Genomic DNA, 12,689 nt, shown 5'->3' on the forward strand with positions numbered 1-12,689 from the left:
GGTCGGTCGATGTCACTTGCTGAACGCAAGCTTTTTGTCGAGCGCTGGATTCGCTCACCCCTGAAGGTCGCGTCGGTAACTCCAAGCGGACCTGAACTGTGCCGGGCCATGGCGAAGGCCGCCCAGTGCGATCCCGGTCGCCGCGTCGTGGAACTGGGGCCGGGCACCGGTCCGGTCACCTCCGCGCTGCTGGCCAACGGCGTCACTCCCGACAATCTGCTGATGGTGGAACTCGACCCCGCCTTCGCCGACCATCTGTCGATCCTGCACCCCAACGCCGCGGTGGTGCGCGGCGACGCCACGCGGGTCCACCGCATCGTCCAGGCCCATGGCTGGGAGACCTGCGACGCGGTGGTGTCGGGTCTGCCGCTGATCGCCATGCCGCTGTCGGTCCAGGCCCGGATCGTGCGCGGCGCCTTTTCCGTGCTGGCGCAGGACGGCGTTTTCGTGCAATTCACCTATGGTCCCTTCGCCCCGGTCAATCCGGAATTGATCCGGCGGCTGCGGTTGAAGCCGCGGCGCCATGCCTGGATCGCCCGGAACCTGCCGCCGGCGTCGGTGTGGACCTTCCGCCGGCTGCCCTGACGACGAGTCATTTTGACCGCTGACACTGTATTCGACGAAGCGCGCGCCCTGATCGACGCGCGCCGTTACCGCCCCGCTCTGCGCCTGCTGCGTGGCGCTGCCCTCCCCCACGGGCTGGCCAACGGACTTGAGCAACTCCATTTGCTCGGTCTGGCCCATCTCGGCCATCGCGACGCCCCGGCGGCCATCGCCTGCCTGCGCCGCGTCCTGGCCGACCGGCCGGACGATTCGGAGCTGCTGTCCTCCCTGGCCCGGGCCCATCAGGCCGACAACGCCCCCTTTCCCGCCGTCCGCTGGTTCGAGCGCGCGGCCCGTGTCACGCCCGGCGACGCGGCACTCACCGCGTCCCTGGCCGGTGCCCTGCGCCGCGACGCCCGCTATGCCGACGCGCTCGCCCTGGCCCGGACGGCGATCCGCAATGGCGACCACTCGCCCGACATCCGCTATGAGGCGGCGATGGCCGCGGCCTATCTCGGCGAGGATGCGGAGTCGCTGGCCCATTTCGACGCTCTGCTCGCCGACGATCCCGAACATGCCGCCGCGTGGTTCGGCAGCCATGCCCAGGCCCTGCACCACCATGGCGCCGAGGATGCCCTGCGCCGCCTGCACCGTGCCACCCGCTGCGGCGGCGCCAACGGCAAATATTGGGGCTATCTCGCCGCCACCCTGCGGCTGCTTGGCAGCACCGCGGAGGCCGATGCCGTCGAGGCTGCGGAGATCGGCGACAACCCGAAGCGCCGCCCGCTTCCCGATGGCGCCAGGGCGCTGCTGCCGAAGCTGTCCTCCGATTTCCATCTGTTCGGCAACAGCGGCCGGTTGCTGCGCCACGCGCTGGCCAGCGCCGCCACGTCCGGCCTGGTGCTGGAGTTCGGCGTGCGGCGTGGCACCTCGCTCGACCACATCGCCGACGCGGCCGGCCAGGAGGTCCACGGCTTCGATTCGTTCGAGGGCCTGCCGGAGGGCTGGGTCAACTCCCCCCGCGGCGTGCTGACCACCGGCAGTCAGCTGCCGCCGGTGCGCGATAACGCCCGCCTGCATGTGGGGTGGTTCGAGGACAGCCTGCCGCCGTTCCTCGCCGCCCATCCGGGACCGGTGCGCTTCGTCAATGTCGACAGCGACATCTACGCCTCGGCCCGCACCGTGCTGACCGCGCTTGCGGATCGTGTCCGGCCGGGAACCGTCATCGTCTTCGACGAATATATCGGCAACCGCAGCTGGCGCGACGACGAGTACCGGGCGTTCCAGGAATTCGCTGCGGAGAATGCGGTGCGGTACGAGTATTTCGCGGCCAGCCCCTACACCAAGCAGGTGGCGGTGCGGGTGCTGGGGATCGGAACCTGAGCAAGGGCTGCGGCAGAGGGGACGATGCCCCTCCGCCGCAAATACCAAACTTACCCCGCTGCCTTCACCTGACGGCGACGCGCGTGCAGGACCGGCTCGGTGTAGCCGTTCGGCTGGACGCGGCCCTTGAACACCAAGTCACACGCCGCCTGGAAGGCGATGCTGCCGTCGAAGTTGCCGGCCATCGGCTTGTACAGCGGGTCGCCGGCATTCTGCTTGTCGACGACGGCGGCCATGCGCTTCATGACCTCCATCACCTGGGCCTCGGTGCAGATGCCGTGGTGCAGCCAGTTGGCGATGTGCTGGCTGGAGATGCGCAGGGTGGCACGGTCTTCCATCAGCCCGACATCGTGGATGTCCGGCACCTTGGAGCAGCCGACGCCCTGGTCGATCCAGCGCACCACATAGCCGAGGATGCCCTGGGCGTTGTTCTCCAGCTCCTGCCGGATCTCGTCCTCCGACCAGTTGGGGCGGTCGGCGAGCGGGATGGTCAGGATGTCGGACAGGGCGGCGGCCTGACGCTTGGCCAGCTGGTCCTGTACCTCGGCCACGTTCACGGCGTGATAGTGGGTGGCGTGCAGGGTGGCGGCGGTCGGCGACGGCACCCAGGCGGTGTTGGCGCCGGCCTTCGGGTGGCCGATCTTGGCGACCAGCATGTCGGCCATCAGGTCCGGCATCGCCCACATGCCCTTGCCGATCTGGGCGCGGCCCTTCAGCCCGGCGCGCAGCCCGACGTCGACATTGTTGTCCTCATAGGCCGAGATCCACTTGGTGGCCTTCATCGCCGCCTTGCGGACGACCGGGCCGGCCTCCATCGAGGTGTGGATCTCGTCGCCGGTGCGGTCCAGGAAGCCGGTGTTGATGAACACCACACGGTCCTTGGCGGCGCGGATGCACTCCTTGAGGTTGACGCTGGTGCGGCGCTCCTCGTCCATGATGCCGACCTTGAGGGTGTTGCGGGCCATGCCCAGCAGATCCTCGACGCGGCCGAACAGCTCGTCGGCGAAGGCGACCTCTTCCGGCCCGTGCATCTTCGGCTTGACGATGTAGACCGAGCCGGCGCGGCTGTTGCGCAGGGCGCCGTTGCCCTTCAGATCGTGCAGCGCGATCAGCGAGGTGAAGACGCCGTCCAGGATGCCTTCCGGCGCCTCGCTGCCGTCGGACAGCTTGACCATGTCGATGGTCATCAGATGGCCGACGTTGCGGACCAGCAGCAGGCTGCGGCCATGCAGGGTGACGCTGCCGGTCGGCGTGGTATAGACGCGGTCGGGGTTCAGCTTGCGGACGACGGTCTTATCGCCCTTGGGGAAGCTGGCCTCCAGCGTGCCCTTCATCAGGCCCAGCCAGTTGCGGTAGGCGACGACCTTGTCCTCCGCATCCACGGCGGCGACCGAATCCTCGCAGTCCTGGATGGTCGACAGCGCCGCTTCCAGCACCACGTCGGCAACGCCGGCCGCGTCGTCCTTGCCGATTACGCTGTTGCGGTCGATGCGGATTTCGATGTGGGTGCCGTTCTGGACCAGCAGCACGGCCGATGGCGCCGCCGCCTCGCCCTGCCAGCCGACGAAGGCGGCCTTGTCCTTCAGGCCGGTCTTGCCGCCGCTCTTCAGCGTCACCGCCAGCGTGTCGCCCTCGACCGCATAGCCGGTGGCGTCGGCATGGCTGCCTTCGGCCAGCGGAACGCTGTCGTCCAGGAACTTGCGGGCCCAGGCGATCACCTGCGCGCCGCGGGCGGCGTCATAACCGCCGGGCGCCGGGGTGCCCGGAATGGCGTCGGTGCCGTACAGCGCATCGTACAGGCTGCCCCAGCGCGCGTTGGCGGCGTTCAGGGCATAACGGGCGTTGGTGATCGGCACCACCAGCTGCGGGCCGGCGAGATAGGCGATTTCCGGATCGACATTGCCGGTGCCGACGGTGAAGTCATCGCCCTCCGGCACCAGATAGCCGATCTCGCGCAGGAAGGACTCGTATTCGGACTGGTCGAAGACCTTGCCGCGGCGGGCGGTATGCCACGCGTCGATCTGTTCCTGCAGGCTGTCGCGCTTGTCCAGCAGAGCCTTGTTGCGCGGCGCCAGCTCGTGCAGGAGCTGGTCGAGGCCGGTCCAGAGACGGTCGGCGTCGACACCGGTCCCCGGCAGCGCCTCGTCATTGATGAAGTCGTACAGCGGTTGGGCGATTTCGAGGCCGCCACGGCGGATCCAGTTGCTCATCTCGTTGCGTGTCCCATTCTCTTGCGCTCGGTTCGCAGACTCCTCTCCGGGAGTCTTGGTTCATCGGTTATCGCGTCTTCCGATTGACCCGGTCAACACAATGTCGCACCGCAGCGTATGGAGAAATGGTAGCAGGCGGCCTATCCCGGTCAGCCGCGCTCAGGCCAGCAGATTCAGCGCCGCGGCCGGCTGGACGCCCGAATCGGCGGCCCCCGAATCGGCAGCCCCCGAATCGGCAGCCGGTGGCAGGACCGGCATCTCCGCGCTCTCCGCATCGCCGCCGGCGAGCAATCCGGCCACACCAAGCTCCTTGCTGGACCCGAACGCCGCGGCGCGCAGGCCGTTGACCTCCTTCTGTGCCGCCTCCACCATCTTGTCGTCGGCCTTGAAGCCTTCCCGCCGCTCGCGCCGCCGCTTTTCGGATTCGTCCAGCAGGTTGGCGGCCTTCGCCTCGCCGATGATGCGCTTGGAGGTGGCGAGCACCCCCTCCACCCGCTGACCGAAGGCGTCGGCCTCGCGATAGCGCGACATCTTCATGGCGTTGTCGGCCATCAGCTGCTGGATCATCGCGCTGCGGCCGCCGGTACCGGTCGTCGCGGCGGAGGCCGGGTCGACCCCGACCAGTCCGCCCTCGCCTAAGCCGGACAAAACATCCTCCACCAGCCGTGCGATGTCGTCGGGCAGCGCGCCGTCCTGGGCCGTCACTCCAGCGGCCGAATTCGCCGCCGCTCCGGCATCCGCTGCCATCAGGTCGGCGGCACTCTCCGCCGAAGCTCCGTCACCCGTCGAAATGCCAATGGTCAGCGTCACCTCGGTCTGCTGCAGGGTCAGGCTGATGCTGCTGCGGGTGATCGTCGTCTCCGACGACAGCATCGATCCGCCGGTGGCGGCACCGGCATCGCCCGGAAGCCCCATCTCCGCCGCGGCCTTGATGCCGGCACCATATTCCTTGGCGGCGCGCCCGGCCTCACGCGCCAGCAGCGCCGCCTCCCGCGCCAGGGCGGCCAGCTTCTGCGGATCGCCCTGGGCGAAGCGCATCGCCAGTTTCAACTGCTCGATCTTGCGTTCCACCTGCTCCAGCCGGGCGGCGGCAGCCTCCTTGGGTCCGCCGACGCGCCGGGCCTCCTCCAGCGCCGCCCGGGCGGAGGCGTGGTCGCTCTGCCATTTGGCGGAGGGCTGCATCAGCGTCTGCGCCCGCTCCGCCTTCTGGGCGAGCTGCCCCTGGGCGTCCTTCGCCTGAAGGTCTTTTTCCCACGGCTTCTTCGCCTGCTGCAGCCGAAAAAGTCCGGCCTGTCCGTCGGCCACCACGCTGAAAACGCTCATGCCGCCACCCTCCGGTCGGGCCGCACCAGGAAATTCCCGGCAAAGTTTAGCACATTGGTGGTGACTGTCCATTTCGCGCAGCGCGTGCGTGGAACCCCGAAGGCTTGGCTGGTGTTTCCCTTCCCGACACCCGATTCCGCAACGGACGGTTTGATACCGCTGGCGCGGAGCCGCGGAATACCGGAATCCCCGAGGAGGAAAGACAAGATGCCGAACCGCGACATGACCGGCACCGGCGGATCGAACCCGGCCGGCTCCACCACCGGAAGTTCGACTGCCGGCAGCTCCACCAACGGCAACACGATGTCGGGCGGACGCAGCGGCGTCGAGGATATCAAGAAGACCGTCAACCGCGCCGCCGATGACGCGATGTCCACGGGGCGGGAGACGCTGGGCAATGCCCAGGGCCGCATCCGCTCGCTGCTGGAACAGCAGACCGGGCGCGCCGCCGACCAGCTGGGCGGGGTCGCCAACGCCCTGCACAAGGCCGCCGAGCAGTTGAACGAGGAGAATGGCGGCGTGGTCGCCGATTACGCCGAGCAGGCGGCCAGCCGCGTCGAGCGGGTCGCCGACATGCTGCGCGACGCCAATGTCGACGACATCGTCGGCGAGGTCGAGGGCTTCGCCCGTCGCCAGCCCGAGGTGTTCATCGGCGCCGCCTTCGCCGTCGGCTTCCTGGCCGCGCGCTTCATCAAAAGCTCCGGCGAACGGCGGATGCACCGCGCCTCGACGTCGCTGCGCGGGAACACCCACCCGTCGCAGTCCGTGCGCACCGCGCGCGGTTCGGCCTACGACACCGGCCGCGACATGAACCGCGACACCGGCCGCAGCTCCGGCCCCAGCCGCGGCATGGCCGGGGGCATCGGCGAATCCGTCAGCCGCTCCACCCCGTCGCGCAGCGCCGACACCCCGACCACCGGGTCCTCCGGCGTCAACACCGGCAACCTGGCCGGCCGCATGGAGTCGGAGCGTGCGTCGGATCGGCTGGGTGAGCCGAATCCGTCGGCCGGCCGCATCGGCATGCCGCTGTCCACCGCCCCGGCCTCCGTCACCGGCCGCGGCGCCGGATCGTCGGCAGACACCGCGCTCGGCTCCAGCACGGTCGGCACCCCCGGCGGCACCGCGGGCACGACCGGCAGCGCCGGCAGCACCATGAACTCCGGCACCACGGGTGTCGGCGGGACCGGCACCGGCAACACCACCGGCACCAGCGGAACCCAGGGCGGGGCCGCCGGGACCACCTCCTCCACCTCCAAGCCGCAGGGACAGCGTCCATGAGCGCCGCCGAGAACCGCTATGACGAGCCGCGGGATCCGCGGCAGGACCGGCCGCTCGCCGGCCTGTTCGCCGATCTCGCCCGCGAATCCGCCAACCTTGCCCGATCCGAGATCGCGTTGGCGAAGGCCGAGCTGACCGACAAGGCCACCGAGGCCGCCGGCGGCGTGGCTTTCATCGCCGTCGGCGGTCTGGTCGCCTTCGCCGGCGTCCTGGTCCTGCTTGCCTCCGCGGTTCTCGGCCTGTCCAACGTCCTGGCCCCGTGGCTGTCCGCGCTGATCGTCGGCGTGGTGGTTCTGGTGGTCGGCGGCATCCTGGCCTATGTCGGCAAGAACCGGCTGAGCCCCGCCAACCTCCGCCCCCGCCGCACGATCAACACGCTGGACGAGGACAAGCGCTGGGCGAAATCCCAGCTTGCCCGCTGAGGGGCCGGCCGATGGCGGACGATGATCGTCAATCGAAGGACCTCGACGCCCTGGAGGGCGACATCCGCGCCAGCCGCGCGCGCATCGGCGGCACCGTCGAGGCGCTGCGCGACCGCAGTTCCCGTCTGCGCGACAGACTGACGCGGTGGTCTCCCCAATCCCTGATGGAGAATTCCATGAAGCACACCTATTCGCCGTCGCAGCAATCCGACCGCTATGAGAGCGGCCAGACCGTTCATTACCGGCAGTCGCAGTCCCGCTCGTCGGGCTCGGTGATGGACAGCATGACCAGCAATCCGATCCCGCTGGCCCTGGTCGGCATCGGGCTGGGTTGGCTGGCGCTGTCCAGCACGGGCTACGACCGCCGCATCGCCCGGTCCAGCACCGTCCGCAACGCCCGCCACCGCATGGGCGACGCCGTGGACTATGCCCGCGAGTCGCTGAGCGGCGCCACCGACAGCGTCCGCAACGCCGCAAGCTCCGCCTATGACAGCGCGTCAGGTGCGGTCGGCTCCGCCTACGACAGCGCCTCGGACAAGGTCAGCGGCATGATGGGCGGGTCGGACAACGACCACCCGTCGGGTCGCGGCGATATCCGGGGCGACATCCACGGCCAGCGGCAGTCGCAGTCCTATGCCAGCCGCGGCATCTCGCGCCTGTCCTCCATGGCGCCGTCTACCGACCATCTGCGCCACCGCGCGCACGACATGTCGACCGGCTTCTGGGACCTCGTGGAGGACCATCCCATCGTCGCCGGCGCCATGGGCGTGGCGCTAGGTGCTGCCATCGGCGCCGCCCTGCCGGGCACCCGCTATGAGAAGCAATGGGTCGGCGAGTATGCCGACGAGGCGACCGAGCGCGCCAAATCCATCGCCATGGACGCGCTGGACCGCGGCACCCGCGCCGCCCAGGCCGCCGCAGAGACGGTGGTCGATTCGGTGAAGGAAGACCTGCACGACGTCGTGTCGGACGCCACCGACGCCGCCCGCGCGGAAGTGAAGAAGCCGGGTTAACCTCCACCCCGAGCTTCGCCGGACCAACCCCGCGCCGCCACCGGCGCGGGGTTTTCCGCATTTGGGGGCTGCGCTATCCCGCGACAAACCGTCGCACCGCCATGGGAAAGCTGTGGCATCGCTGTAGCGTGGTGGCGGGAGCGGCGCTATAACCAAGCTGAGTTGACGGGTATTGCCGGCGCATCAGCCATGCAAAGCCGCCAAACCGGCAGAAACCCTGCACTTTAATCGACAAACGCCCCTTGCCCCCCGGAGCAATCAGGACTAAATTGGTCCTGTATTCGAAACCGGGGTGAAACGGGGTGCGGGCATGATCCGGCTGAGCAAGCTGACCGACTATGCCATCGTCGTGTTGAGCGAGATGGCGCGCCAGGTCGGCACGGTCCACACCGTCGCCCATCTGGCCGACCGCACCGGCGTTCCCGCCCCCACCGTCGCCAAGCTGATGAAGGCGATGACGCCGGCGGGGCTCACCACCTCGCAGCGCGGCGCTGCCGGCGGTTATGCGCTGAGCCGGGCGGCCGATGCAATCTCCATCGCGGAAATCATCACGGCGCTCGACGGTCCCATCGCGCTGACCGCCTGCGTCGACGGTGCCGACAGCCAGTGCGGGGTGGAGCAACTTTGCCCCATGCGCGGCGGTTGGGAAAAGGTGAACCGCGCCATCCGCGGCGCGCTGGAGGAGGTGACGCTGGCCGACATGATGGCCCCCATCACCTTCCCGGCCCCGGCAGCCGCAACGACTTCCACAGCCGCCCAGCCGGCCCGCCCTGCGCACTGAACGGCGCGCACCGAACCGCATTCTTGAGAAGGACGAGGCAAAGCCATGGCCGCCCAACCGGAAACCGTCGAGCAGGTCCGCGCCGTCACGGAGCAGAAGTACAAGTACGGCTTCACGACCGACATCGAATCCGACGTCGCGCCGAAGGGCCTCAACGAGGATATCGTCCGCTTCATCTCCGCCAAGAAGGAGGAGCCGGAGTGGCTGCTGGAATGGCGCCTGAAGGCTTTCCGCGTCTGGCAGACGATGGAGGAGCCGCAATGGGCCGCCGTCAGCTTCCCGCCCATCGACTATCAGGACGCGCATTATTATGCCGCGCCGAAGAAGAAGGCCGGCCCGAAGTCGCTGGATGAGGTCGATCCGGAACTGCTGAAGACCTACGAGAAGCTGGGCATCCCGCTGCGTGAGCAGGAGATCCTGGCCGGCGTCGAAGGGTCGGAGGGCAAGAGCCCGGCCATCGCCGTCGACGCCGTGTTCGACAGCGTGTCGGTCGCCACCACCTTCAAGGCGAAGCTGGAGGAGATGGGCATCATCTTCTGCGCGATCTCCGAAGCGGTGCAGAAGCACCCGGACCTCGTGAAGAAGTATCTCGGCTCCGTGGTGCCCTACACCGACAACTACTATGCGACGCTGAACTGCGCGGTCTTCACCGACGGCAGCTTCGTCTACATCCCCAAGGGCGTGCGCTGCCCGATGGAGCTGTCGACCTATTTCCGCATCAACCAGGCCAACACCGGCCAGTTCGAGCGGACACTGATCATCGCCGACGAGGGCGCCTACGTCAGCTATCTGGAAGGCTGCACCGCACCCCAGCGCGACGAGAACCAACTGCACGCCGCCGTGGTCGAGCTGGTGGCGCTGGACGATGCGACCATCAAGTACTCGACGGTCCAGAACTGGTATCCGGGCAACGCCGAAGGCGTCGGCGGCATCTACAACTTCGTCACCAAGCGTGGCGCCTGCCGCGGCAAGAACTCCAAGATTTCCTGGACGCAGGTGGAAACCGGCTCCGCGATCACCTGGAAGTATCCGAGCTGCATCCTGCAGGGCGACAATTCGGTGGGCGAGTTCTATTCGGTCGCCATCACCAACAACTTCCAGCAGGCCGACACCGGAACCAAGATGATCCACATCGGCAAGAACACCCGCTCGACCATCGTGTCGAAGGGCATCTCTGCCGGCAAGGCGCAGCAGACCTACCGCGGCTTGGTGAAGATCCTGCCCAGAGCGGAGGGTGCGCGCAACCACACCCAGTGCGACAGCCTGCTGATCGGCGACAAGTGCGGCGCCCACACGGTCCCCTACATCGAAAGCCGCAACCGATCCGCCCGCATCGAGCACGAGGCGACGACGGCCAAGATCAGCGAGGACCAGCTGTTCTACTGCCGCCAGCGCGGCATCTCGGAAGAGGACGCGGTGTCCCTGATCGTCAACGGCTTCTGCAAGGAGGTCCTGAAGGAACTCCCGATGGAATTCGCCGTGGAGGCGCAGAAACTGGTGGGCATCAGCCTGGAAGGCAGCGTGGGCTGAGGCCCCCGCCCACCAGAGGAAAACCGACAGAACGTGAAGACCGGACGGCGTGCCGGCGGCCTGAAGAAGACAACGAGGCGAAGACGATGATCGAAATCAAGAACCTGCACGCCACCGTGGACGGCAAGGAAATCCTCAAGGGCGTCGACCTGACCATCCGCCCGGGCGAGGTCCATGCCATCATGGGGCCGAACGGCGCCGGCAAGAGCACCCTGTCCTACGTCCTCGCCGGCCGCGACGGCTATGAGGTCACGGAGGGTTCGGTCACCTATTACGGCAAGGACCTGCTGGCGATGGAGCCGGAGGAGCGGGCTGCCGAGGGCGTCTTCCTGGCCTTCCAGTATCCGGTGGAAATCCCCGGCGTCGGCAACACCACCTTCCTGAAGACCGCGATCAACGCCATCCGCAAGCATCGCGGCGAGAAGGAGCTGGACGCCATGCAGTTCCTGAAGCTGATCCGCGAGAAGACCAAGGCGCTGGGCATGAGCGACGAGATGCTGAAGCGCGCGGTCAATGTCGGCTTCTCCGGCGGCGAGAAGAAGCGCAACGAGACGCTGCAGATGGCGGTGCTGGAACCGAAATTCGCCATCCTCGACGAAACCGACAGCGGCCTCGACATCGACGCGCTGAAGATCGTGGCCGAGGGCGTCAATGCCCTGCGCTCGCCGGACCGCTCGATGCTGGTCATCACCCATTACCAGCGCCTGCTCGACTACATCGTTCCCGACTATGTCCATGTGCTGGCCGCCGGCCGCATCGTGAAGTCGGGCGGCAAGGAACTGGCGCTGGAGCTGGAAAAGAACGGCTACCGCGACTTCGGCGCGAGCGAGGCTGCCTGATGTCGGCAAACAACTCCCCACTTCACCCGATGACCTACTCGACGCGGGGCGCCGATCCGGCGACGGCGCCGGCCTTCCTGGCGCCGCTCGACCAGATGGGCTCCGGCCTGCCCGGCAGCGGCCTGTCCTGGCTGACCGAGCTGCGCGCCGCGGGGCGTGAGCGCTTCGCCGCCGTCGGCCTGCCGACGATCAAGAACGAGAGCTGGCGCTACACCAACCTGCGCGACCTCGCCAAGCTGACCTTCCAGCCGGCCGCCCCTGCCGCCGCCGCGATCGACCTGCTGCCGACCGTCCGGACCGAGGGGCAGGACGGCCCGCGCATGGTCTTCGTCGACGGCCGCTTCCGCGCCGACCTGTCGTCGGTCGACGGGCTGCCGCCGCGTGTCGATCTGCTGAGCCTCGACGCCGCGCTGAGCACCCATTCCGGCCTGCTGGCCGATCATCTCGGCCGCCTCGCCGCGGCGGATGACCGTCCGCTGGTGGCGCTGAACAGCGCCTATCTCGTGGATGGCGCGGTCCTGCACGTGCCGGCCAACGTCCAGGTCGACCGTCCCATCGAGCTGGTCTTCGTCTCCGTCGGCTCGGAATTGCAGGCGACCACCTGCCATCCGCGCATGCTGCTGATCGCGGAGGCCGGGTCGAAGGCGGTGGTGGTCGAACACCATGTCGGCCGCGGCGCCGGCACCACGCTGTCGAACCACGTGACCGAGGTGTTCGTCGGCGAAGGCGCCACGCTGCACCATTACAAGTCGCAGCGCGAGGGCGCCGGCGCCATCCACCTGTCGCACATCGCGGCGACGGTGGCGACCGGCGGCTGCTACGACAACTTCATCCTGACGACGGGCGCCAAGCTGTCGCGAAACGAGGTGGTCAGCCGCCTCGACGGGACCGAGGCGCGGACGCATGTCAGCGGCGGCTATCTGGTCCGCGGCACCCAGCATGCCGACACCACCACGCTGATCGTCCACGCCCAGCCCAACGGCACCAGCCGCGAGGTCTACAAGGGCGTCATCGACGATACCGCCCGCGCGGTGTTCCAGGGCAAGATCACCGTCTGCCCGGACGCGCAGAAGACCGACGGCTATCAGCTGAACCGCGCCCTGCTGCTGTCCGACGGGGCCGAGATCGACAGCAAGCCGGAACTGGAAATCCATGCCGACGACGTGAAGTGCAGCCACGGCTGCACCGCGGGCGAGCTGGATGACGACGCGCTGTTTTACCTGCGCGCCCGCGGCATCGACCGCGACACCGCCCAGGGCCTGCTGATCGGCGCATTCCTGTCGGAATCCCTGGAGGAGATCGCCGAGGAGTCGATCCGCGACGCCTTCCAGGGGATCATCGCCGGCTGGCTGGAGGAGCAGAAGTAA

Annotated in this window: 11 protein-coding genes; 9 read left to right on the forward strand and 2 right to left on the reverse strand. The window is 68.2% G+C overall.

Annotation, left to right across the window (positions count from 1 at the left end; all coding sequences use genetic code 11):
• Positions 1-108: 108 nt before the first annotated feature.
• Together B9N97_RS09300 and B9N97_RS09305 are read left to right on the forward strand one after the other, a co-directional pair.
• Positions 109-585, forward strand: coding sequence for a class I SAM-dependent methyltransferase (locus tag B9N97_RS09300; protein WP_085085631.1), 477 nt, complete (start codon positions 109-111; stop codon positions 583-585).
• Between the two features lie 12 nt (positions 586-597).
• Entirely contained in the window at positions 598-1,926 is a 1,329-nt protein-coding gene (locus tag B9N97_RS09305) for a class I SAM-dependent methyltransferase (RefSeq protein WP_085085633.1), read from the forward strand.
• Between the two features lie 50 nt (positions 1,927-1,976).
• Here B9N97_RS09305 and B9N97_RS09310 read toward each other — a convergent pair whose 3' ends face one another.
• Complete coding sequence (locus tag B9N97_RS09310) at positions 1,977-4,136, reverse strand: malate synthase G (RefSeq protein WP_085085635.1); 2,160 nt, start codon at positions 4,134-4,136, stop codon at positions 1,977-1,979.
• A gap of 159 nt (positions 4,137-4,295) precedes the next feature.
• Positions 4,296-5,459 (reverse strand): hypothetical protein, encoded by a 1,164-nt coding sequence (locus tag B9N97_RS09315; protein ID WP_085085637.1) that lies wholly within the window; start codon positions 5,457-5,459, stop codon positions 4,296-4,298.
• A 207-nt stretch (positions 5,460-5,666) separates the two neighbouring features.
• On the opposite strand from B9N97_RS09315, the gene B9N97_RS36715 reads away from it, so the two are divergent.
• The 7 genes from B9N97_RS36715 (at position 5,667) to sufD (ending at position 12,689) form a co-directional block, all read left to right on the forward strand.
• Positions 5,667-6,737, forward strand: a complete 1,071-nt coding sequence (locus B9N97_RS36715; RefSeq protein WP_085085639.1) for a hypothetical protein — start codon at positions 5,667-5,669, stop codon at positions 6,735-6,737.
• Positions 6,734-7,159, forward strand: coding sequence for a phage holin family protein (locus tag B9N97_RS09325; protein ID WP_085085641.1), 426 nt, complete (start codon positions 6,734-6,736; stop codon positions 7,157-7,159). The genes B9N97_RS36715 and B9N97_RS09325 overlap by 4 nt, the downstream gene beginning before the upstream one ends.
• A gap of 11 nt (positions 7,160-7,170) precedes the next feature.
• A complete protein-coding gene (locus B9N97_RS09330; RefSeq protein WP_085085643.1) occupies positions 7,171-8,172 on the forward strand; it encodes a hypothetical protein in 1,002 nt (333 codons plus the stop codon).
• A 310-nt stretch (positions 8,173-8,482) separates the two neighbouring features.
• Positions 8,483-8,953 (forward strand): SUF system Fe-S cluster assembly regulator, encoded by a 471-nt coding sequence (locus B9N97_RS09335; RefSeq protein ID WP_085085645.1) that lies wholly within the window; start codon positions 8,483-8,485, stop codon positions 8,951-8,953.
• A 45-nt stretch (positions 8,954-8,998) separates the two neighbouring features.
• Complete coding sequence (gene sufB / locus B9N97_RS09340; protein WP_085085647.1) at positions 8,999-10,483, forward strand: Fe-S cluster assembly protein SufB; 1,485 nt, start codon at positions 8,999-9,001, stop codon at positions 10,481-10,483.
• A gap of 86 nt (positions 10,484-10,569) precedes the next feature.
• A complete protein-coding gene (gene sufC / locus B9N97_RS09345) occupies positions 10,570-11,322 on the forward strand; it encodes a Fe-S cluster assembly ATPase SufC (RefSeq protein ID WP_085085648.1) in 753 nt (250 codons plus the stop codon).
• The gene (sufD, locus tag B9N97_RS09350; protein ID WP_244560633.1) at positions 11,322-12,689 is read left to right on the forward strand and encodes a Fe-S cluster assembly protein SufD; all 1,368 of its coding nucleotides are present in this window, start codon (positions 11,322-11,324) and stop codon (positions 12,687-12,689) included. Before sufC ends, sufD begins: the two co-directional genes overlap by 1 nt.

The sequence above is a fragment of the Azospirillum oryzae genome, assembly GCF_900177515.1.
Classification (GTDB): Bacteria; Pseudomonadota; Alphaproteobacteria; order Azospirillales; family Azospirillaceae; genus Azospirillum; species Azospirillum oryzae_A.

What these genes read in the sequence shown, in the direction of transcription:
- B9N97_RS09300 (WP_085085631.1), top strand. Translation starts at nt 109, where the DNA reads ATGGCGAAGGCCGCCCAGTGCGATCCCGGTCGCCGCGTCGTGGAACTG.
- B9N97_RS09310 (WP_085085635.1), bottom strand. Translation starts at nt 4,136, where the DNA reads ATGAGCAACTGGATCCGCCGTGGCGGCCTCGAAATCGCCCAACCGCTG.
- B9N97_RS09315 (WP_085085637.1), bottom strand. Translation starts at nt 5,459, where the DNA reads ATGAGCGTTTTCAGCGTGGTGGCCGACGGACAGGCCGGACTTTTTCGG.
- B9N97_RS36715 (WP_085085639.1), top strand. Translation starts at nt 5,667, where the DNA reads ATGCCGAACCGCGACATGACCGGCACCGGCGGATCGAACCCGGCCGGC.
- B9N97_RS09325 (WP_085085641.1), top strand. Translation starts at nt 6,734, where the DNA reads ATGAGCGCCGCCGAGAACCGCTATGACGAGCCGCGGGATCCGCGGCAG.
- B9N97_RS09330 (WP_085085643.1), top strand. Translation starts at nt 7,171, where the DNA reads ATGGCGGACGATGATCGTCAATCGAAGGACCTCGACGCCCTGGAGGGC.
- B9N97_RS09335 (WP_085085645.1), top strand. Translation starts at nt 8,483, where the DNA reads ATGATCCGGCTGAGCAAGCTGACCGACTATGCCATCGTCGTGTTGAGC.
- sufB (WP_085085647.1), top strand. Translation starts at nt 8,999, where the DNA reads ATGGCCGCCCAACCGGAAACCGTCGAGCAGGTCCGCGCCGTCACGGAG.
- sufC (WP_085085648.1), top strand. Translation starts at nt 10,570, where the DNA reads ATGATCGAAATCAAGAACCTGCACGCCACCGTGGACGGCAAGGAAATC.
- sufD (WP_244560633.1), top strand. Translation starts at nt 11,322, where the DNA reads ATGTCGGCAAACAACTCCCCACTTCACCCGATGACCTACTCGACGCGG.